The following is a 20,281-nucleotide window of genomic DNA, read 5'->3' as shown; positions in this document are numbered from 1 at the left end:
TTTCGGTTCAGGCACGGGCTTGCGCCTGTTTTTTCGTGCGGCGCTTCGGCGCCAGCATGGTGCCGCTGCAGCCCGGCGTGCCGCAGCGGCAGGCAAACAGGCGCTTGAGCGCGGGTGTGTGGCGCTCGTCATAAATGAGCGCGTAATTGTAGTTCAGCTCCTCGCCCTCGTCGATGTCGCGCAGGGCGTGGATATACACCCGGCCGTCTTCCTCGTAGGCTTCGCAGTTCGGTTCGCAGGCGTGGTTGATCCAGCGCGCATCGTTGCCGCGCCGGCCGCCGTCGATCACATTGCCGTCGGCGAGGCTGAAATAGAAGGTGTGGTTGACCGGGCCGCCGCGCTGCGCGGCGCGGGCGGTGGCATCGTCCCAGCTGATGCGCTCACCGCGGTATTCGATGATGCGTTCCCCGGCTTCGATGGGCCGCAGGGCGAACACGCCGTTGCCGTGGACCGGGGACTTCCTGACTTCATAAGCTGCGGATTTCTTCGGGATGCTCATTGCTGGGCCGGAAAGATTGAGGGGGCGGAGGCCTCATTATTGCCTGAATTCCGGCAAGCCTGCCACACCGCCCCCCATTTCCAGACCTCAGGCGCTGAAGTCTTCCTCGCGGAATTCGGCGCCGGCCCGGCTCCCCGCCTGCTCGGCCCTGCGCAGCTCGACGCGGCGGATCTTGCCGGAGATGGTCTTCGGCAGGTCCGTGAATTCCAGGCGGCGGATCCGCTTGTACGGCGACAGGCGCTCGCGCGCGAAGGCAAAGATCCTGCCTGCCAGCTCGCGGGTCGGCTCCACCCCTGGCCGCAGGGTGATGAAGGCCTTCGGCACCGACAGCCGCAGCGGATCGGGGCTGGGCACGATGGCCGCTTCCAGCACGTCCGGATGCTCGATCAGCACGCTTTCCAGCTCGAAGGGGCTGATGCGGTAGTCCGAGGACTTGAACACGTCGTCGTTGCGGCCGACGTAGAAGTAATAGCCGTCTTCATCGACGGTGGCGGTGTCGCCGGTGTGATAGTGGCCGGCGCGCATGACGTCGGCCGTCTTGGCCTCGTCGCCCTCGTAGCACAGCATCAGGCCCAACGGCGCCGGGTCCAGGACAAGGGAGATCTCGCCCTCCTGGGCCGGCTGTTCGTCGGGGTCCAGCAGCGCCACACGGTAGCCCGGCAGCGGACGGCCCATCGAGCCCGGCTTGAGGAGCTGGCCCGGCGGATTGCCGATCTGGCAGGTGGTTTCGGACTGGCCGAAACCGTCGCGGATGCGGATGCCCCAGGCCCGCTCGACCTGTTCGATCACTTCCGGATTCAGCGGTTCGCCGGCGCCGACCAGTTCGCGCAGCGGCGGCTTCCACGCCGTCAGGTCTTCCTTGATCATCATGCGCCACACGGTCGGCGGCGCGCACAGCGAGGTCACGCCGCAGCGGCAGATCACGTCCAGGCAGGCGCGCGCCGAGAAGCGCTCGTAGTTGTAGACGAAGATGGTGGCGCCGGCATTCCAGGGTGCGAAGAAGCAGCTCCAGGCATGCTTGGCCCAGCCGGGCGAGCTGATGTTCCAGTGGACGTCACCCTGCTTGAGGCCGATCCAGTACATGGTCGACAGGTGGCCCACCGGATAGCTCTGGTGGCTGTGCAGCACCAGCTTGGGCTTCGCGGTGGTGCCGGAGGTGAAGTACAGGAGCAGCGGGTCGGTGGCGCGCGTAGAGCCGTCCGGGGTGAACTGCCCGTCGGCCGTGCTGCTATCCGCAAAGTCTTGCCAGCCGTCCGGCCTGCCCGCATTTCCACCACCTACCGCGATGCGGGTATAGTCGCCGGCCAGCTCCGCGAACTTATGGGCTTCGGAGGCCTGGGCAATCACGTGGCGGATATGGCCGCGCTGCAGGCGGTCTTCGAGGTCGGCGGGCGAGACCAGCATCGTGGTCGGCACCAGCACGGCGCCCAGCTTGATCCCGGCCAGCATGATTTCCCACAGCTCGACCCGGTTGGGCAGCATCAGCAGCACGCGGTCGCCGCGGCGCACGCCCTGCTCCCTCAGCCAGTTGGCCACCTGGCCGGAGCGGAGTGCCATGTCGGCATAGCTGATCTTCTTCTCGCTGCCGTCTTCCTCGACCACCCACAGGGCCGGGGTCTGGTTATCCTTCGCCTGGACGTCGAAGTAGTCGAGGGCCCAGTTGAATTCATCGAATTCCGGGGCCGGATAGTCGCGGTAGGCGGTGTCGTAGTCGAGGCGGTGCTGTTGCAGGAAGTCGCGCGTGCGGATGAAGCGCTCGTAGGGGGATGCTGCCATGGCGGTCTCCTATTATGTTCTCCTTCGAACATTCTGCCATGCCGGGCGGCATCCCTGCCACACCTGCTTCAGGGACGGCGCAATTCCTTCACTTCGCGGATATCGACTTCGCCTACGCGCACGTCGTCCTTCGGCATCATCATGTCGATGACGCGGCAGTCGCCGCACATGCGCATGCGGTCGAGGTTGCCGGCGAAGGCCGGATGCGAGGCCAGGCGCGCCAGCATGGTCTCGACCATGCGCAGGGTGCCGAAAGGCTTGCTGCAGCGGATGCAGTGGAAGGGCTGGGTCTCGTTCAGCACCACGGTCTGCTTGCGCGACTCCATCAGGTTCATCCGCGGCACCAGGCGGATCGCGTCCTCCGGACAGGTGGTGGCGCACAGTCCGCACTGCACGCAGTTCTTTTCGACGAAGCGCAGCTGGGGCGCATTCTGGCCATCCATCAGCGCCGAACTCGGGCAGGCGCCGACGCAGGACATGCACAGGCTGCAGGCCGAGGCATCCACCGCCAGCGTGCCGAACGGCGCGCCCGCCGGCAGCGGGATCTGGTCGACCTTGACCGGGGCGTGGCGCACCAGGTGGTCGAGGGCGTAGTCCAGCGTGTTGCGCTTGTCGGCGGCGATGTTGAAGCCGGCGCGCTGGCTTGGGGTGTGTCCACGCGGCACGTGCTGCAGGCCGACCGCCAGCTCGTCCACGCTGCCGGCCCGCAGCAGCTGCAGGTGGGGGCCGGCGTAGCCGAGACCGTCGAGGATGGCCTGGGCGATCTCCATCTGCTGGGCCAGCGCGGCCGCGTATTGCGGCGCCTCGGCCGCCGTCGTCAGCACCGTGATGCCGGCCGCGCCATAGGCCAGGGCGCTCAGCCAGACGTCGATGCCGGTCGAGGCCGTGTGGTGCAGGCCGAGCGGCAGCAGGCGGCCGGGGACGGCATCGCCGAGCTGGGCCAGCAGGGCCGCTCCTTCGGCGCCGTGCAGCAGCACGACGGGCTCCACGCCGCCGGCCTCCGCATAGGCCTGCAGCGCGGTCTTGATGCGGCCGCCCGTGTGGCCGGCGGACGGATAGGCGTAGGAGATCGCACCGGTCGGGCAGACCGTGGTGCAGGCGCCGCAGCCGGCGCACAGATAGGGGTTCACCTTGATCAGGTCGCCGGCGCCTTCGATCGCACCGGCCGAGCAGATCTCGACGCAGGCATTGCAGCCGACCAGCTGGTTGCGGCTGTGGGCGCACAGGCGCTCCTTGTAGCTGAAATATGTCGGCTTTTCGAATTCGCCGACCATGTCCAGCAGCTCCTCGACGGCGGCCGCGCGCGCGGCTTCATCCAGTCCCGGCGCGTAGTAGCCGTGCGGGTGCTGGTGGGTCGCGATCTGCGGACTGGCGCCGAGGTCCAGCACCAGGTCGAACTTGCCATGCTCGGGCGCGCGGCCAGGTGCCTGCCAGGTGGCCTGGAAGGCGCCCAGCCAGCCGCTCAGGACGATGGCGCGGGCCGGGAACACGGGGTAGATGCGCAGCGGCGGTTTGCCTTCAACATCGAGCAGCAGCACCGTCACGTTCAGGCCGGCGGCCAGGCGGTCGGCCCAGGGCAAGGCCTGGGCGCTGCTGCCGATCACCAGGGTGTGGCCGGCGGAGCGGTAGCCGACCGTGTCCAGCGCCTCCGGCGGCTCGATGTTGCCGAGCGCGGCGATGGCGGCCGTGCGGGCGAGCCGATTGCGTGCCTCGATTTCCGGATCGGCGCCCTGCCCTTCGATGAAGCGGATATTCATTGTGTCTCTTGCTCAGGTGGTTGTTGTGTTTGTATTTGCGGTTCTTCTTCCGGGTCCTCGATCATCTTCAGGAAGGCGCTCCTGGCGTGATCGAGCGAGGCCAGCATCTGTTCCGACACCGGGCTGGGCTGGGTGTAGTCGTCGATGTAGACGTCCAGCCTGTCCATGGTGTTGAAGTGCGGGTCGGCGAACAGTTTCTTCAGCGCGCTGCGGCGCACGGCCTGGTCGACGCCGCGGGCGACGAAGGCCGAGAAGTCGGATCCGCTGTCCAGGGTGGCGACGTCGTCCATCGTCGGCAGCGGGCGTTCCGGGGCCTCATTCGGCTGAGGCTGCGGCTGCGGCTGCGGGATCGAGTGCGATGCGGGCTGCGCGGCAAGGGCCGTGGCGACGGCGGCGGGCTCGGCCGGCTGCAGCGGTGCCGGCCCGGCCGGCGCCACGCCGCCTTCCCGGGCTTCGCTCCGAAGTTCGTTCTTTCTACGCGCCCAGCGGCGCAGGAAGCCTTCGTCGGACATGGTCACCCGTGCTGCCGGCCGCGCCGCGGCTTGGGCTGGTAGTGCTCGCGCAGATAGGCGGCCACCCAGGCGTAGATATCGGCGGACATGGTGACCCCGTCGGCGTTCTCGCCCGAGTCGAACATGCGCGTGCCCTCGACATAGCTGACCGAGGCCCGCACCGGCATCGCCCGCCCGTCTTCCATGCGCCACAGCACGAAGACCTTGGACTCGGGCGCCATCACGTTTTCGTAATAGCCCTCGTTCTCGTCCGGATAGAGTTCCAGTTCGAGGCCGGAGACCAGGTAGTAGTCGCGCTCCGGCGTCTGGCTGAGCATCTGCACGTGCGGCAAGTTGCCGCGGTCGGGCACCACGCCCACCGCTTCCCAGGCTTCGTCCGCCCACACGTGCCGGACGCTGCGGCGCTGCATCAGTACCGCGATCGGCATGCTGCCCATCTTCATCGCTCGCTCACCTCATCCTCACTTCTTGCTGACATTCTTCGGCGTGTCCTTCTGTACCGTCGGCGGGGCGTCCTTCGGCTGGGCCTGGGTCGGGACCTTCTTGACGTCCTCGCTCGGCGGCGCCGTGCCCAGCTTCTCGCTCTTGATCGCCGGCTGTCCGGCTGCCTGTCCTGCGGCCGTGGTGTTGCCGGCGCCAGGCGAGCCCGCAGGCGGCGGATTCGCCGGCCCGGCGGCGGTGACGGCGCCTGCCGCCGGCGCCGCCGCCGCGATCGCCACCGCGGGATGGGTCTTCCAGCCCTGCTCGCCGGCGCGCGAGCGCCAGCGTGTGGTGACGGCATCCATCGACGCCGCCAGGCTTTCCTTGTCCTTGGCGGCCTGGGCGTCGGCCTTGGCCTTCTTCTCGGCCGCGGCCTGCTGCTGGGCCGGGGTCGGCGGCGGCAGGGCCGCCCAGGCCACGCTGGCGATCAGCAGGCCGGCGATCAGCAGGGCCGCCTTGATCGCCGGGTGGCGCCCCTTGTGCGCCCGCTTGAAATGAATGGTTCTCATCGCATCGTCCTCGTCGTTTCCGCGCTTCGCCCAACGTCCGGCTCAGCGTCCGGGGGCAGCGCTGTTGGCGCCCGGATCGCGGTGGGCGGCGGCCGGCTGCGGCGCCGGTTCCGCCGCCGGCTTCACCGGGTTGTTGCCGCTGTCGCCGGACGGCTTCTCGGTCGCGCCCGTCTGCGCGGCGGTGCCGCTGGACGGCGTCGACACGCCAGAGCTCGGGCCCTGGCCGGTTTCGCGCGTGCTGCCGCCGGTGCCGGCGCCCGCCGTATTACCGCCGGCGCCGCCGGCGATGCCCGGGGTACCGCCCGCATAGGTGGCGTCGGTCTTCGGTTTGTTATTCCTTGCCATCACCACGCCGCTGGACTCGCCGCCGGCCGTCACCATGCCCGGGAACCTGGTCTGGCGCATCGACTCGTCGCCGTGCTTCTTGCAGCCGGCCGCGCTCACAAGCAGCGCCAGGGCGCCCGCATGCATAAGAAAAACTAATGCTTTCATGGTCTGACTCCCGGCGGCAGAGTGCCCGGTGCGCCGCCGGCCGGCGGATGGTCGGGCGGCGGCACGTGATTGTCGAAGGTGCCCGGCGGCACGCCGGCCTTGACCTCGTCGTACCAGATGCCGTGGTGGGCCCGCGCCCAGGCTTCGTCGACGTCGCCATGGCGCATCGCGTGGTAGGCACCCGGCGTGCCCCAGGTGCCGATATAGATGTGGCCCATGGCGGCGGCGATGTAGAAGGTGGCGCCGAGCAGATGCAGGTAGTTCGCGATCTGCAGCACGTAGCGGGTCTGGCCGAAGGCGACGAAGTCGAGGATCAGGCCGCTGATCGACATCACCAGGCCCAGCAGGGTCACGCCGAACCAGAACCAGCTCTTCTCGCCGGCATTGAAGAAGCCGGCCGGCACGTGTTCGTGGCTCAGCATGCCGCCGGCCTTCCTGAACCACAGCCAGTCGACCTTGCGGAAGAAATTCCGGCGCAGGAAAGTGAAGAACATCAGCACCGAGCACAGGATGAACAGCGGGCCGATAAAGTTGTGCAGGTACTTGAAGATATAGGCGATGAAGGCGAACACGTCATGACCGACCAGCGGGATCAGCAGCTTCTTGCCGAACAGGATCACCAGGCCGGTGACGGCCAGGATGATGAAGCTGATCGCCGTCGCCCAGTGGATGTGGCGCTCCCAGTTGGTGAAGCGCTGGATGCGGCGCCCGGTATCCGGCGATCCCGGCTGCAGCTTGCCGACCACCTTGGCGACCAGGAAGACGGCCAGCAGCGCCAGCACCAGCACGGTGCCGGCCAGGGTGGCGAGCGGGCCGTTGCGGAACACCCGCCACTGGTTGCCGCCGCGCTGGACGATGACGTCCCCTTCCTTGTTGCCGTACTGGCCGAGGTAGTGGCGGTCGATATGCACGCGGCCGGAATTCTTCGAGGCCAGGCCGGGATCGGGCACGCGCGAGTCCTGCTGGGCCTGCAGGATGGTCTGCTCCTCGGCATAGGCCGGCTCGGCGCGGTTGTTCGGGACACCGGCCCAGGCCGTCGACAGGCTGAGCGCCATGAGCACACACAGGATGATCGATCGCATGGTCGGCTCCTCAGGGGTTGGCCCGGTTGTATTCGTTCTGGTGCTGGTTGCGGTTGCTGATCGTCCCCCACCAGGCCAGCCTGTCGTTGTGGAAGTGGGTGGCGAACGGCAGGTTGTCCTTCTTGCCGGCGTACTGGCCCTTGATCCAGTGCGGGTGCTGGTCGACTTCCAGGCAGCCGGCCAGCAGCGCCATGGGAATCAGCATGAGGATGAGACGCTTCATGTCGGCAGCCTCCCCTCGTCGTTCTGCGAATCCTTGAGGTTCTGGTTCTCGCGCGGTCCCTGGCCGGTGGCCTTGATGTCGCCGCCGCGCTTCGGCTTGCCGTAGGCGATCTTCCAGCCCCACAGTTCCGGACCGTAGCCGCGGGTTTCGACGCGCTGGCGGTAGATGTCCGCGATGACGCCGGCATCGCCGCCGATCAGGGCCTTGGTGCCGCACATCTCGGCGCAGGCCGGCAGCTTGCCTTCGGCGATGCGGTTGCGGCCGTATTTCTTGAATTCGGCTTCCGAGGTATCCGGTTCCGGACCGCCGGCGCAGAAGGTGCACTTGTCCATCTTGCCGCGGTGATTGAACAGGCCGCTCTCAGGGAACTGCGGGGCGCCGAAGGGACAGGCGTAATAGCAGTAGCCGCAGCCGATGCACTGGTCCTTGGAGTGCAACACGATGCCGTCTTCCGTGTGGTAGATGCAGTTGACCGGGCACACCGCCAGGCAGGGCGCATCGGTGCAGTGCATGCAGGCCACCGAGATCGAACGTTCGCCGGGAACGCCGTCGTTGATCGTCACGACGCGGCGCCGGTTCACGCCCCAGGGCGTCTCGTTCTCGTTCTTGCAGGCCGTCACGCAGCCGTTGCAGTCGATGCAGCGCTCCGTGTCGCAAATAAACTTCATCCTGGCCATAAGACCTCCTAAACTTGGGCCCCCGCCTGCGCGGGGGCGACGAGCTAACTTATGCGCGCACCAGGCGGCACAGCGATACCTTGGTTTCCTGCATCATCGTCACGGCGTCGTAGCCATAGGTCCAGCCGGTGTTGACGGCCTCCCCGCGCACTTCCGGCGCCCCGCCCTCCGGATAGTGCTTTTCGAGGTCCTCACCCATCCACCAGCCACCGAAGTGGAAGGGCATCCACACCAGGCCCTGCGGCACGCGCTCGGTCACCATCGCCATCACCTTGAGGTTGGCGCCGGTCGGGGTTTGCACCCAGATGAAGTCGCCGATCTTGACGCCGATCTGGGCCGCATCGTTCGGATTCACCTCGCAGAACATGTTCTGCTGCAGCTCGGCCAGCCAGGGGTTCGAACGCGTCTCCTCGCCGCCGCCCTCGAACTCGACCAGGCGGCCGGAGGTCATGATGAGCGGATAGTCCTTCGAGAAGTCGACCTGCTGGACCGACTTGTACAGGGTCGGCAGGCGCCAGAAGGCGGCCTTGTCGTCGTAGGTAGGGTATTTCGCCACCAGATCGCGGCGCGGCGAGACGATCGGCTCACGGTGGGTCGGGATCGGGTCCGGGAAGTTCCAGACATTGCAGCGCGCCCGCGCATTGCCCCAGGGCGCGCAGCCGTGGGAGATGACGACGCGGATGATGCCGCCCGACAGGTCGGTCTTCCAGTTCTTGCCCTCGGCAGCAAGCTGCTCTTCCGGCGTCAGGTCGGCCCACCAGCCGAGCTTCTTCATGAAGACGTGGTCGAATTCCGGATAGCCGACGTCGAGTTCGCTATCCTTGTTGGTCGAACCGTCGGCCGCCAGCAGGGTCTCGCCGTTGTGCTCGACGCCCCAGTTGGCGCGGAACGGCAGGCCGCCTTCGGCCACGGACTTGTGCAGGTCGTACAGGATCGGCGTGCCTGGATGCTTCATCTCCGGCGTGCCCCAGCAGGGCCAGGGCAGGCCGTAATAATCGCCCTTGCAGGGCCCGTCCTCGGCCCGCAGCGTGGTCGGGTTGAAGGTGTGCTTGTTCTGCATGTGCAGCTTGAGGCGCTCCGGCGAGCAGCCGGTATAGCCGATGGTCCAGCAGGAGCGGTTGATCTCGCGAAGGATGTCCTCGATCACCGGCTCGTTCTCGACCACCTTGATGTTCTTGACCAGTTCGTCGCCGAAGCCCAGCTTGCGGGCGAACAGGTACATGATCTCGTGGTCGGTCTTGCACTCGAACAGGGGCTGGATGACGCGTTCGCGCCACTGGATCGAGCGGTTCGAGGCCGTCACCGAGCCCTGGCACTCGAATTGCGAGGCCGCCGGCAGCAGGTAGACGCCGTTCTCGCGCCCGTGCATCGAGGCCGTCATGCTCGGATAGGGGTCGATCACGACCAGCATGTCGAGCTTCTGCATTGCCGCCTTCATGTCCGGCAGGCGGGTCTGGCTGTTCGGCGCGTGGCCCCAGTAGAACACGGCGCGCAGGTTGCTCGGCTGGTCGACGTACTGGTTCTGCTCGTTCACCGCGTCGAACCAGCGCGACACCGTGATGCCCGGCTTTTCCATCAGCTCCTTGGAGCCGAAACGCGACTTGATCCACTCGTAGTCGACGCCCCAGACGGCGGCGAAGTGCTTCCAGGCGCCCTCGGCGATGCCGTAATAGCCCGGCAGCGAATCGCCGTTCGGGCCGACGTCGGTGGCGCCCTGCACGTTGTCGTGGCCGCGGTAGATGTTGGCGCCGCCGCCCGGGGTGCCGATATTGCCGAGCGCCAGCTGCAGGATGCACAGGGCGCGCACGTTGGCGGTGCCGACGTGGTGCTGGGTGATGCCCATGCACCAGACCACCGAGGACGGGCGGTTCTTGGCCAGCATCTCGGCCGCCATGCGCACCGAGGCCTCCGGCACGCCGGTGACGTCGGTCACCTTGTCCGGGGTCCATTTGGCGACTTCCTTGCGGACATCATCCATGCCGTTGGTGCGGGCGGCGATGTATTCCTTGTCTTCCCAGCCGTTCTCGAAGATGTGCCACAGGATGCCCCACACCAGCGGGATGTCGGTGCCCGGACGGACCCGTACGTAGTGGTGGGCGAAGCGCGCCGTGCGCGTGAAGCGCGGATCGACCACGATCATCTTGGCGCCCAGCTCCTTCGCGTGCAGGAAGTGCAGCATCGAGATCGGGTGGGCCTCGGCCGGATTCGAACCGATGAACATCACGGCCTTGCTGTAGTGCAGGTCGTTGAAGGAGTTCGTCATCGCGCCGTAGCCGAAGGTCTGGGCCACGCCCGCCACCGTGGTCGAGTGGCAGATGCGCGCCTGGTGGTCGCAGTTGTTGCTGCCCCAGAAGGAGACCCATTTGCGCAGCAGGTAGGACTGCTCGTTGTTGTGCTTCGAGCTGCCGATGACCATCAGCGCGTCGGGACCGGATTTCTGGCGCAGCTCGAGCAGCTTGTCGCCGATCTCGTTGATGGCCTGGTCCCAGGAGATGCGCTCGTACTTGCCATTGACCAGCTTCATCGGATAGCGCAGGCGGTGCTCGCCGAAGCCGTGCTCGCGCACCGAGGCGCCCTTGGCACAGTGGGCACCCATGTTGATGGGCGAGTCGAAGGCCGCTTCCTGGCGCACCCAGACCCCGTTGCTGACCACCGCCTCCACCGAGCAGCCGACCGAGCAGTGGCTGCAGACGGTGTGCTTGATCTCGGTCTTGGTCTCGGCCGCATTGACCGGATCGGCCGCGCTGGCCGGTTCGATGACGTTCAGCGGCAGGTGACGCGCGACCGCCGCGGCGCCGGCCGTCACGCCGGCACCGACCAGGAATTTGCGGCGTTTCAGCCCGCTGTCGCGCGATGTCTTCACCAGGGTCATGGCAACTCCTTACCAGTAAGCGGCCGTCTGGTAGTAACGGCGGATGTGTTCGGTCTCGTGATAGCCCTTGGGTTTGGCCGGCGGCTCCGGGGCCGGCGCGGGTGGCGCGGCCTCGGCGGCGCCGGCGCGGGCGGCCACCACGGCAAGGGCGCCCAGCGGCGCGGCCTTCAGCAGGCTGCGGCGGGCGGGGTCCGGAACTTTGTCGTTATCTGCCATGGCGATCCTCATGCGGCAAGGGTTGCGTCGGCCGGCTCCCACACCCTGAAGGCATGGGCTTCGACCGCCAGGAAGGCGCCGGCGAAGGCGGCGACCACCCGGTAGAAATTGGCGGGTTCCGCGCCCGCGATGGCGGCCACGCAGGCCGCGTACCAGGGCTGGATGTGGGTGACGAACAGCTGCTTCTGCTCCAGCAGCGGCTGGCGCGCGATGCCCGGTGCGCCGGTGATCAGGACCCGCATGGTTTCGCACAGGGCGCCCAGGTGGTCTTCGAACTCGCCGACGCCCCGCGCGCGCGCGATGCGCAGGCGCGCCAGGTCCTGGCGCAGCCCGGCCAGCGGAAAGTCGTTCATGTGGCCCGTCAGGTAGAAGGAGCCATAGGGATTCAGGAGCGGGGTGCCGGTGCTGATGAAGAGGTTCGCGAATTCCTCGGACACCGCGCTGGCATCGACCACGCTGGCGGCCTGGGTCAGCTTCAGCCACGCGTCTTCGAGCGCGCGCCCTGCCTCGTCCTCGCCGTCGGCGGCGATCGGGTCGGCCGCCGCCAGGGCAGCCAGCAGGACATCGTCGGGCGGTGCCAGCATCAGGCGGGCGATCAGGGCATAAAAATCGGCCCTGGCCTGGTCTTCGTCGGACACGGGCATCGAGATCGTTTGAAAAGACGTGGCTTCCTGCGGCACTGAGCGGTTCTCCCGTTAACAAATCTGCACTGAAAGTGTAGTCCCGGGGAACCCAAAGGGCGCGCACGGTTGAACTTCTTCGCCTTTTCTATTTCATGCCGGCCGCGTGCATCAGTACCCGCAACAGCCAGGCGACAGCGCCCAGCGCCGCAACACCGAGCAGCCAGAGGCCGAGCATCCAGCCCAGCCTGCGCATCCAGAGCGTATTCATCAGTGATAACCCTCCGTGTCGACCACCTTGCCTCGGAACACGTAATACGACCACCCCGTATAAGCCAGGATCAGGGGCAGCACGATCAGGGTGCCGATCAGCGCGAAGCTCTGGGTGGCCGGCGGCGCGGCCGCTTCCCAGATCGTGATCGCGGGCGGCACGATGTGCGGCCAGATGCTGATTGCCATGCCGATATAGCCGAGCAGGGTCAGCGCCAGCGCGGCGATGAAGGGCTGGCGGTGCGGATCGCGCTTGAGCGACCACAGCAGCCAGAACGCCGACCCGGCCACCAGCAGCGGCACCGGCGACAGGATCAGCAGGTTCGGGAAGCTGAACCAGCGCGCGGCCACCTGGTGCTGGGACAGCGGGGTCCAGATGCTGACCACCACCACCGCCGCCAGCAGCAGCAGGGCAAAGGGCCGCGCCAGGGCGACCATGCGGCGCTGCAGTTCGCCCTCGGTCTTCATCACCAGCCAGGTCGCCCCCAGCACCGTATACGCGATCATCACGCCAAAGCCGGCCGCCAGCGGAAACGGCGCGAACCAGTCGAGCGGCCCGCCGGCATAGCTGCGTCCCGACACCGGAATCCCGGACAGGAAGGCGCCCAGCGCCACGCCCTGGAAAAAGGCCGCCGCCATCGAGCCGCCGGTGAAGGCCAGGTCCCAGATCGGCCGTTCGCGGTCATTGGCCTTGAAGCGGAATTCGAAGGCGACGCCGCGGAAGATCAGGCCCAGCAGCATGAAGATCAGCGGCAGGTAGAGGCCCGGCAGGATCACGGCGTAGGCCACCGGGAAGGCGGCCAGCAGCCCTTCGCCACCCAGCACCAGCCAGGTTTCGTTGCCGTCCCAGATCGGCGCCACCGAATTCATCATCGCGTCGCGGTCGCGCCTGGCCGGGACGAAGGGGTAGAGCATGCCGATGCCGAGGTCGAAGCCGTCCAGGATCACGTACATGAACACGGAGAAGAAGATGATGCCGGCCCAGACCGCGGTGATGTCGATGTCCATGTCCATGTTCACGTCATATTGTCTTGGTTGGCGGAGGCATCGGCCTCCGGCACCGACAGCGGCCGCGCCGGCGTGCGTCCCCTGCCCGGCCCGCCTTGCGGGATGCGCGTGGTATCGAAGGCTTGCGGCCCCTTGCGCACCAGCCTCAGCACATAGGCGATGCCGACCCCGAACACAAAAAAGTAGGAAACCACGAACAGCGCCAGGCTCAGCGCCACCGGCCCGGCGTCGATCTTCGAGGCGCCGTCGGCGGTGCGCAGCACGCCATAGACGATCCAGGGCTGGCGCCCGACCTCGGTGGTGATCCAGCCGGCCAGCACCGCTACCAGACCCGCCGGCCCCATCCACATGGCCATGCGCAGGAAGCCGCGGCTGTCGAACAGGCGCTTCCTGAAGCGTAGCCACACGCCCCAGGCGCCCAGCGCGATCATCAGCAGGCCCAGGCCCACCATCACGCGAAAACTCCAGAACAGGATCAGGGAATTCGGCCGCTGGTCGCGCGGAAATTCCTTCAAACCCTTGATCTGGCCGCCCCAGGTATGGGTCAGGATCCAGCTGCCCACGCGCGGGATGCCGATGGCGAACTTGGTTTCCTCGTCCTCCATGCTGGGTATGCCGAACAGCAAAAGTGGCAGGGGCTTGTCGCCCTCGTTTTCCCAATGCCCCTCGAGGGCGGCGATCTTGGCCGGCTGGTGCTTGAGAGTGTTCAGGCCGTGCATGTCGCCGACCACGGCCTGGATCGGCGCCACGATCAGCACCATCCACATCGCCATCGACAGCATGGTGCGCACCGCCTCGCTCCCCCGTCCCTTGAGCAGATGCCAGGCCGCCGAGCTGCCGACGAACAGCGCGGTCGACAGGAAGGCCGCGATCGACATGTGCACCAGCCGGTAGGGGAAGGAGGGATTGAAGACGATCTTGAACCAGTCGACCGGCACCATGCGGCCGTTGACGATGTCGTAGCCCTGCGGCGTCTGCATCCAGCTGTTCGAGCCGAGGATCCAGGTGGCGGAAATCAAGGTGCCGAGCGCGACCATGCAGGTGGCGAGGAAGTGCAGCCCGGGCCCGACCCGGGTCCAGCCGAACAGCATCACGCCGAGGAAGCCGGCCTCCAGGAAGAAGGCGGTGAGCACCTCGTAGGCCAGCAGCGGCCCGGTGATGGCGCCGGCATATTCGGAAAAATAGCTCCAGTTGGTACCGAACTGGTAGGCCATCACGATGCCGGAGACCACGCCCATGCCGAAGTTGACGGCGAAGATCTTCAGCCAGAAGTGATAGAGATCGACGAAGACCTGGCGCCTGGTCTTCAGCCAGCACAGCTCGAGCACGGCCAGGTAGCTGGCCAGGCCGATGGTGATGGCCGGAAACAGGATGTGGAACGACATCGTGAACGCGAACTGCAGGCGCGCCAGGTCCAATGCCGCCAATCCGAACATGAGTCCCCTCCGCTATTGTCGTGTGTAGAATCTAGCACGTGCTGAGCCGCGCACGATTGGCGCAGTAGCGATGCCTGGCCGCGTTCAAAATGCCACGGAGTATGATCAGGCGTCGAGGCAGCCCCGGCTTTGCGAACGCAAGCTCGGCATGGGGCCGTATAATCCGGGGTATTGACATCCATTCGCATCCTTTATCCGATGATCCAGGCCATCTCTTTCCAGAGCGACGACAAGCCGCTGAACGTTCCCGCGCTCAAGGCCAGCTGCTCGGCCTGCAGCATGCACCAGCTGTGCCTGCCGATGGGCCTGGAAGACGCGGACATCGACCGCCTCGACAAGATCATCGGCCGCCGCCGCCGTCTCGAGCGCGACGAAGCCCTGTACAAGATGGGCGAGCCCTTCCGCAACCTCTACGCGGTGCGCTTCGGCCACTTCAAGACCTACCAGGTGAATGCGGCCGGCGAGGCGCAGATCACCGGTTTCCAGATGGCCGGCGAACTGCTGGGCATGGATGCGATCAGCGCCGACCGCCACCACTGCGACGCCGTCGCGCTGGAAGACAGCGAAGTCTGCGAGATCCCCTTCACCAACCTGGAAGACCTGTTTGGCCAGGTGCCTGCCCTGCTGCGCCACTTCCACCGCATCATGAGCCAGGAAATCACGCGCGAGCAGAACGTCATGCTCCTGCTCGGCAATATGCGCGCCGAGCAGCGCTTCGCCGTCTTCCTGGTGAACCTGTCGGCCCGCTACGCCGCGCGCGGCTATGCGGCCAACAGCTTCCAGCTGCGCATGTCGCGCGAGGACATCGGCAACTACCTGGGGCTGACCATCGAGAGCATCAGCCGCCTGCTGTCGCGCTTCAAGAAGCTTGGCCTGCTGCAGGTCGACAAGCGCGAAGTGACCCTGCTCGAACCGGCGCGGCTGAAGGCGATGGCGGCCGGGACCGAGCAGTGCAGTCCGATGGCGTGATCAACTAGCCTGTTGGATTGCTTCCGGCTTTTGATCGGCCGGTGCGGCTTCCGGCGCGACGACGTTGCCGTCGACGACTTGCACGACCATTTGTTCGCCTTGCGGGCCCAGGGCCAGGCAGTTGTATTTCAGGCACTCCCCTCGACAATAAGATCCAGTGGGTACATGCTGGTCGTCTGACGTAGGCCAAGCACAAAACGGAGGTCGACATGACGACAAGTAACTTAGTTGAAGAACTCTCGGGCGCGCCATCCCGCCATGGGCTTCTTGAGGACATTGGCAGCTTGCGCGAAGGCCGAACCCGGCTCGATCTGGATGGGTTTCGATTCGATCCGATACGCAAGCTTCCACTCTATGTCTTCAATCTCGTCGACGACGACGGAGCTCTTGTCGGCCAGTATCACTTTGCACCGGGCGCGCCGGAAGCGGTGGGAGAGATCGGCAACGCCGGGGGATACGTGGATGAAGCGTACCGGAACAGAGGTCACAGCAAAGACGCCATCAAGGCCTTGGGCGAGCTGGCGTCGCGACACGGAATGGACTCGTTCATCATCACCTGCCCGAAGGACAACGAGGCTGCGCGTAAAGCCCTGGACCAGGTCGGCGTAGAAATGGCGAATCGTGGCGACAAACTCTGTTTTTACGAAATTCCGGCATCGAAATCGAACTGAAGCAATTACGACGAGGAGACAGAGATGATCAAGGTGAGCGTGATGTATCCCAACGGCCCGGACGCCCGTTTCGACGACGACTACTACCGGGAGCGGCACATGCCCATGGTGAAGGAACTGATGGGCGATGCTTTAATGTACTACACGATCGACAGGGGAATGGCCGGCGGTGCGCCGGCGTCGAACGCGCCCTACATCGCCATGGGTCACCTGTTCTGCGACTCGGTCGATGCCTTCCAGGCCGGCTTCGGCCCGCATACGAAGGAAATCATGGGCGACATTCCGAATTACACCAACCAGACGCCGGTCGTCCAGATCAGTCAGGTGGTGGTCGGCCAAGCCTGAGCCGGGCGGCCGCCTCATCCTTCCCAGCGCGAGCCGGGAAGGATGCCGCACATGTTCCCGCGCTGGAATCCGGGACCCTTGAAGGCGAGGAAATCGTCATTGAAGCTAGCGAAGGTGGTGTCCGGGCGCCGCTTCAGCACCCGGTGGCCGAAATCCTGTCCGCGCGGGTGGGCGGCGACCACGGCGGCGCGCTGTTCCGCCGTGAACTGGTCGAAGTTGCGGCCCGCCATGTCCATGGCGGCGCCGGCCTGCGAAGGCAGGACTACCTGAGCAACGTGGATGCGGACCGTGTGGCCGCCGCCTGGCGGAACTGGTGCGGCGCCTTGGGTGATATTCGATCGCTCACCACGACGGTTGGCAAACCGGTGCCGAAATGACCCACCCGAGGGGAAACCATATTCGTGCAGATCGGCGCCAGGATCTACCAGCGTCGTCGATGCAGTACACGTAATCCCGGGCGGTGCCGAGCCAGGCTGCATAAGCCGGATTCGCTTCACTGCCGGGCGCGCCACCTCAAGCGCGAATGGATATACTCAGCATATCCGCCCACTATTGGGAATCGCGTGATGAACCGACGCCGCGACTACAAGACCGCCCTATTGATCGACGCAGCGATCTACTCGAGCTCTGCTGAAGTACGCGCGCACGCCGCCGGCGAACTTTCAGAGCGGCCCCTCCCGCCTGATTTCGAGATGCGCATCTTTTTGGAGCCGAATAGGCGTCGCCACAACCCACCTTCGCAGCAGCCGGAATTTCCGGAGTAATCGCGTCCAGGTGGACTGTCCGGGACCGCATGCAAATACGATTGCCATGATGCGACTGCCCACGTCCGCTCATGGGACCCGAAGGGACATCGGCATATCGCCGATCGCAGCCGCTTCAGGTATTCTCACGCACGTAACTATTGATTTCCTTGCCGTTCAGTTCAGTTTTCATTTCGTACGTCATTCCCAGGCGCTCGGCGACACGACGCGATGATTCATTGCCAGAAGCGATCAGTGCCCGAACCTTCGGCTCACCCCGGACCTCGAACGCATACTTCAGGACTGCCGCCGCCGCTTCGTTCGCAATTCCCTTTCCCCAGAATGCCCGATAGGTATTCCATCCCATCTCCATCACGGTTGATTCGTGGCGGAAGAAAGCGCCCACGCTGCCAACCAGCTGACCTGTCTGCCGGTCCTCTATCGACCACCAGCCAGCCCGGTTCAGGAGCCAGAATCCAGCATGTGAGTTGAAGATGCGCCAGGCGGTCTGACGGTCTGCCGAGCCTAAATGCGCTGAGCTTTCAGCATTCGACAAATGATCCGCAAATAATTCGAAGTCTTCAACACGATATTCCCGAAGCGTAAGCCGATCGGTGTGAAGGCGAGGCACGGAAATCGTAAGGGCGTCATTCATGAGAAGTGCATCCTTAAATGTTTACATGGTGTTCAGCCACCGCGTACGGCATCCTTGCTCAGCGACAGGCACGAGGTTTTGTTCGGCATTCCTAAGCAAACTGAAACTCCCCGGCATACCCATGAAAGAACTTCCACGTCGGGTCTTCATGCACCTTGCCGGCGAACTCTTCGTCGGGAAAACGATCCTTGACTCCCTGAACAAAAGCTTTCGCATCGAATGAAGGCGCAAGATAGATATAGTAAGTCCGCTTGCCTGCAAAGGTTTCGATAACGGCAATCAGCCCTCGCGTTTCATCGTCGAAGGGCGTCGTCACGCAGCTGCCCAGCGTTATGAGCGAGTCGTTGTAATCCCCTTCCGGAAGACCGTTTTCCCTCACATGCTTCAGCTTGTGCGTCAGTACCAGCAATCGCGGAAACGTCGGCCGAAGTCGCGCGAACTCCGCGACCTTGACGTCCGGCCGGCGCATATAGAGCGGAAAGCCCTCGTACATGGTATTGCCGTTGAGCCAGCTTCGCTTCGATGTCGTCATGGCTTGTTTGCCTTCATCTTTCCGATAACAGCGTGGAGTCGAACCACACATCCTCGTATCCGTCTTCAGGCAGCCTTCTGCTGCGCCACCCAGCGCTGCACGATCTCCCCCAGCACATCCAGCGGTACCGAACCATTCTTCAGCACCACGTCATGGAAGGCCGGCAGCGAGAACTTGTCGCCCAGCTCGCGCCTGGCCTGGTCGCGCAGTTCGAGGATGCGCAGCATGCCGATCATGTAGGCGCAGGCCTGGCCCGGGCGGGCGATGTAGCGCTCCACTTCCTGGGCGCCGATGCCATAGTCGATCGCCTGCTGGCGGGTCCAGCCCTTGGTGTGCAGGCCGGTATCGACCACCAGGCGGCGGGCGCGGAACAGTTCGGAGCCGAGGGCGCCGAGCAGGCCCGGGACGTCCCCCTCGTACCAGCCCTGCTCCACCGCCAGGCGCTCGGCGTACAGGCCCCAGCCTTCGCTGTGGGCGCTGCCGCCGCCGAAGATGCGCTGGGCGCGGAATTTCGGCAGGCCGGTCTGTTCCTGCTGGATCGCCAGCTGGAAGTGGTGGCCCGGCACCGCTTCGTGGTAGGACAGGCTGCGCATGCGGATCATGTCGAAAGTAGGGCCGCGCATCGGCACCCAGAAAATGCCGGGACGGCTGCCGTCCGGCGCCGGCAGCGAGTAGTGGGCCGAGGCCGAAGGCTCGGTCAGCGGCGGCTCGCGGCGCACTTCCACCGGGGCGCGCGGCTTCAGCTTGAACAGGGCGTTGCTGCGCTGTTCGGCGTCCGCCACCATCGCCGCGTACTTCTGCAGGATCTCGGGACGCGGATCCCCTTCTCCCTTCGGCTGGAAGCTGGCATCCAGCTGCTTCATGCGCTGCTCGATCGTGCCGTCGGTATAGCCGAGCGAACGCAGGTGGCGGTCCATCTCGGCTTCGATGCGGGCGACTTCGCGCAGGCCGATCTCGTGGATCTGTTCCGCCGTCAGGTTGGTGCTCGTGTAGGTTTTCAGGGCTTGCTGGTAGGCCGCGAGCCCGCCCGGCAGGCGCGAGATGCCGGCGGTGTCGTTGGTCCGTGGATGGATCTCGGCCAAAAAGGCCTGGATGCGCTGGTAGGCCGGGCGGATCTTCGCGTCGACGATGCGCGCGGCATCCGCGACCGCCTTGCTGCGCGCCGCTCCCGGCACGTCCGGCAGCTTCGCCAGTCGCTGGTCGAGGGTGGTCACCAGCACGTTCTGGCCGGCTTCCGGCTTGAGGAAGAGGTCGACCTGGTACTGGCCGCGTTCGAGGATGAAGCGCGGCGGCAGCATGCCTTTCGCGGCGGCCTCCCTGGCGCGCACCAGGGCTTCGTCGAGGCGCGGTCCCACCTGCTCCAGGCGCGCCATATAGCTGGCGAGGTCGGATGCGCGGCGCATCGGATGCGTGTTGGTCATGAAGTTGACCAGACCGACCTGGGCGCCGAACTGGCTGAACACGAAGTTGTAGTCTTCGTAGGGTTCGCTGTCGACGGTGTTGGCCAGGCTCCAGCGCATTACCGCGGCCGAGGTGCGCTGTTCTTCGCTCAGCGGGCCGGCCAGGAATTTGTCCAGGCGCGCCACGCCGCTCCTGGCCAGTGCGATCCGCTTCTGGCGCTGGGCGCGGGTCAGCGGGGTCAGCTGACGGTCGAGGGCGTCCTGTTCGGCGCCCGTGAAATACTGGGTCGAGGTCGCCTCTTGCGGATTGGCGCGCACCCAGTCTTCGGCAAAGCGGTCGGCCCAGGCGTCGAAGGCCTTGTTCGGCTTGACGGCGGGCGCCGTGGCGGCGGCCTTGGCCGTCTTGCCGGCGGCAATGGCCGGAGGCATGACGGCGGCCAGGGCCAGCGGGAGGAACAGCGAAGCGATGGTCGTGCGCAGGATGCGCTGTCGGGTCTGGGTCATGTCTCTCTTCCGTGTTTTTGTTGACTAACGGAA

At 65.8% G+C, this 20,281-nt stretch carries 24 protein-coding genes; 4 read left to right on the top strand and 20 right to left on the bottom strand.

The window, feature by feature from the left end; genetic code table 11:
• Positions 1-7 precede the first annotated feature (7 nt).
• The 16 genes from AB4Z32_RS02685 to AB4Z32_RS02610 form a co-directional block, all read right to left on the bottom strand.
• Positions 8-499 carry an SET domain-containing protein gene (locus AB4Z32_RS02685; protein ID WP_441934109.1) on the bottom strand — a complete coding sequence of 164 codons (492 nt, stop codon included), beginning with the start codon at positions 497-499 and terminating at the stop codon, positions 8-10.
• 87 nt (positions 500-586) lie between these two features.
• Positions 587-2,275: an AMP-binding protein gene (locus AB4Z32_RS02680; protein ID WP_441934107.1), complete on the bottom strand. Its 1,689-nt coding sequence runs from the start codon at positions 2,273-2,275 to the stop codon at positions 587-589.
• 68 nt (positions 2,276-2,343) lie between these two features.
• Positions 2,344-4,032 (bottom strand): 4Fe-4S binding protein, encoded by a 1,689-nt coding sequence (locus AB4Z32_RS02675; protein WP_441934105.1) that lies wholly within the window; start codon positions 4,030-4,032, stop codon positions 2,344-2,346.
• Positions 4,029-4,544, bottom strand: coding sequence for a DUF3306 domain-containing protein (locus AB4Z32_RS02670; protein ID WP_441934103.1), 516 nt, complete (start codon positions 4,542-4,544; stop codon positions 4,029-4,031). Before AB4Z32_RS02670 ends, AB4Z32_RS02675 begins: the two co-directional genes overlap by 4 nt.
• Before the next feature lie 2 nt (positions 4,545-4,546).
• Positions 4,547-4,987 carry a DUF3305 domain-containing protein gene (locus AB4Z32_RS02665; RefSeq protein WP_441934101.1) on the bottom strand — a complete coding sequence of 147 codons (441 nt, stop codon included), beginning with the start codon at positions 4,985-4,987 and terminating at the stop codon, positions 4,547-4,549.
• A gap of 18 nt (positions 4,988-5,005) precedes the next feature.
• A complete protein-coding gene (locus tag AB4Z32_RS02660) occupies positions 5,006-5,533 on the bottom strand; it encodes a hypothetical protein (protein WP_441934099.1) in 528 nt (175 codons plus the stop codon).
• Between the two features lie 42 nt (positions 5,534-5,575).
• The gene (locus AB4Z32_RS02655) at positions 5,576-6,025 is read right to left on the bottom strand and encodes a hypothetical protein (RefSeq protein WP_441934097.1); all 450 of its coding nucleotides are present in this window, start codon (positions 6,023-6,025) and stop codon (positions 5,576-5,578) included.
• Positions 6,022-7,107 (bottom strand): formate dehydrogenase subunit gamma, encoded by a 1,086-nt coding sequence (locus AB4Z32_RS02650; protein ID WP_441934095.1) that lies wholly within the window; start codon positions 7,105-7,107, stop codon positions 6,022-6,024. The genes AB4Z32_RS02655 and AB4Z32_RS02650 overlap by 4 nt, the downstream gene beginning before the upstream one ends.
• Before the next feature lie 10 nt (positions 7,108-7,117).
• Positions 7,118-7,330 (bottom strand): hypothetical protein, encoded by a 213-nt coding sequence (locus AB4Z32_RS02645; RefSeq protein ID WP_441934093.1) that lies wholly within the window; start codon positions 7,328-7,330, stop codon positions 7,118-7,120.
• Positions 7,327-8,007 carry a formate dehydrogenase FDH3 subunit beta gene (gene fdh3B / locus AB4Z32_RS02640; RefSeq protein ID WP_441934091.1) on the bottom strand — a complete coding sequence of 227 codons (681 nt, stop codon included), beginning with the start codon at positions 8,005-8,007 and terminating at the stop codon, positions 7,327-7,329. Before fdh3B ends, AB4Z32_RS02645 begins: the two co-directional genes overlap by 4 nt.
• 49 nt (positions 8,008-8,056) lie before the next feature.
• Positions 8,057-10,879, bottom strand: a complete 2,823-nt coding sequence (locus AB4Z32_RS02635; RefSeq protein WP_441934089.1) for a formate dehydrogenase subunit alpha — start codon at positions 10,877-10,879, stop codon at positions 8,057-8,059.
• A 9-nt stretch (positions 10,880-10,888) separates the two neighbouring features.
• On the bottom strand, positions 10,889-11,095 hold the full coding sequence (locus AB4Z32_RS02630; protein ID WP_441934087.1) for a formate dehydrogenase: 207 nt from the start codon (positions 11,093-11,095) through the stop codon (positions 10,889-10,891).
• 8 nt (positions 11,096-11,103) lie between these two features.
• Entirely contained in the window at positions 11,104-11,739 is a 636-nt protein-coding gene (locus AB4Z32_RS02625; RefSeq protein WP_441934085.1) for a TorD/DmsD family molecular chaperone, read from the bottom strand.
• A 124-nt stretch (positions 11,740-11,863) separates the two neighbouring features.
• Positions 11,864-11,986: a DUF2474 family protein gene (locus AB4Z32_RS02620; RefSeq protein WP_441934083.1), complete on the bottom strand. Its 123-nt coding sequence runs from the start codon at positions 11,984-11,986 to the stop codon at positions 11,864-11,866.
• Positions 11,986-12,993 (bottom strand): cytochrome d ubiquinol oxidase subunit II, encoded by a 1,008-nt coding sequence (gene cydB / locus AB4Z32_RS02615; protein WP_441934450.1) that lies wholly within the window; start codon positions 12,991-12,993, stop codon positions 11,986-11,988. The genes AB4Z32_RS02620 and cydB overlap by 1 nt, the downstream gene beginning before the upstream one ends.
• Positions 12,994-13,001: 8 nt before the next feature.
• Positions 13,002-14,429 carry a cytochrome ubiquinol oxidase subunit I gene (locus tag AB4Z32_RS02610; RefSeq protein WP_441934081.1) on the bottom strand — a complete coding sequence of 476 codons (1,428 nt, stop codon included), beginning with the start codon at positions 14,427-14,429 and terminating at the stop codon, positions 13,002-13,004.
• Positions 14,430-14,627: 198 nt separating this feature from the next.
• Here AB4Z32_RS02610 and fnr point away from each other — a divergent pair, with 198 nt between their 5' ends.
• From fnr to AB4Z32_RS02595, 3 genes are all read left to right on the top strand, one after another.
• Positions 14,628-15,398, top strand: coding sequence for a fumarate/nitrate reduction transcriptional regulator Fnr (gene fnr / locus AB4Z32_RS02605; protein WP_441934079.1), 771 nt, complete (start codon positions 14,628-14,630; stop codon positions 15,396-15,398).
• Positions 15,399-15,607: 209 nt separating this feature from the next.
• Complete coding sequence (locus AB4Z32_RS02600; protein WP_441934077.1) at positions 15,608-16,069, top strand: GNAT family N-acetyltransferase; 462 nt, start codon at positions 15,608-15,610, stop codon at positions 16,067-16,069.
• Positions 16,070-16,093: 24 nt separating this feature from the next.
• Positions 16,094-16,414 (top strand): EthD family reductase, encoded by a 321-nt coding sequence (locus tag AB4Z32_RS02595; RefSeq protein ID WP_441934075.1) that lies wholly within the window; start codon positions 16,094-16,096, stop codon positions 16,412-16,414.
• A gap of 14 nt (positions 16,415-16,428) precedes the next feature.
• Here the strand turns inward: AB4Z32_RS02595 and AB4Z32_RS02590 are convergent, their stop codons facing one another.
• A complete protein-coding gene (locus AB4Z32_RS02590; protein ID WP_441934073.1) occupies positions 16,429-16,650 on the bottom strand; it encodes a hypothetical protein in 222 nt (73 codons plus the stop codon).
• Positions 16,651-16,980: 330 nt separating this feature from the next.
• On the opposite strand from AB4Z32_RS02590, the gene AB4Z32_RS02585 reads away from it, so the two are divergent.
• Entirely contained in the window at positions 16,981-17,178 is a 198-nt protein-coding gene (locus AB4Z32_RS02585) for a hypothetical protein (RefSeq protein WP_441934071.1), read from the top strand.
• Between the two features lie 115 nt (positions 17,179-17,293).
• On the opposite strand, the gene AB4Z32_RS02580 is transcribed toward AB4Z32_RS02585, so the two are convergent.
• The 3 genes from AB4Z32_RS02580 to AB4Z32_RS02570 all read right to left on the bottom strand — a co-directional run bounded on the left by AB4Z32_RS02580 (position 17,294) and on the right by AB4Z32_RS02570 (position 20,248).
• Positions 17,294-17,812 (bottom strand): GNAT family N-acetyltransferase, encoded by a 519-nt coding sequence (locus tag AB4Z32_RS02580; RefSeq protein ID WP_441934069.1) that lies wholly within the window; start codon positions 17,810-17,812, stop codon positions 17,294-17,296.
• A gap of 91 nt (positions 17,813-17,903) precedes the next feature.
• Complete coding sequence (locus AB4Z32_RS02575) at positions 17,904-18,344, bottom strand: DUF695 domain-containing protein (protein ID WP_441934067.1); 441 nt, start codon at positions 18,342-18,344, stop codon at positions 17,904-17,906.
• A gap of 65 nt (positions 18,345-18,409) precedes the next feature.
• Positions 18,410-20,248, bottom strand: a complete 1,839-nt coding sequence (locus tag AB4Z32_RS02570; RefSeq protein ID WP_441934065.1) for a DUF885 domain-containing protein — start codon at positions 20,246-20,248, stop codon at positions 18,410-18,412.
• Positions 20,249-20,281 lie beyond the last annotated feature (33 nt).

Source organism: Massilia sp. 2TAF26, assembly GCF_052115005.1.
Classification (GTDB): domain Bacteria; phylum Pseudomonadota; class Gammaproteobacteria; order Burkholderiales; family Burkholderiaceae_D; genus Telluria.
The sequence above is the reverse complement of the archived record's forward strand: the minus strand, read 5'-3'. Positions and strand labels throughout refer to the sequence as shown.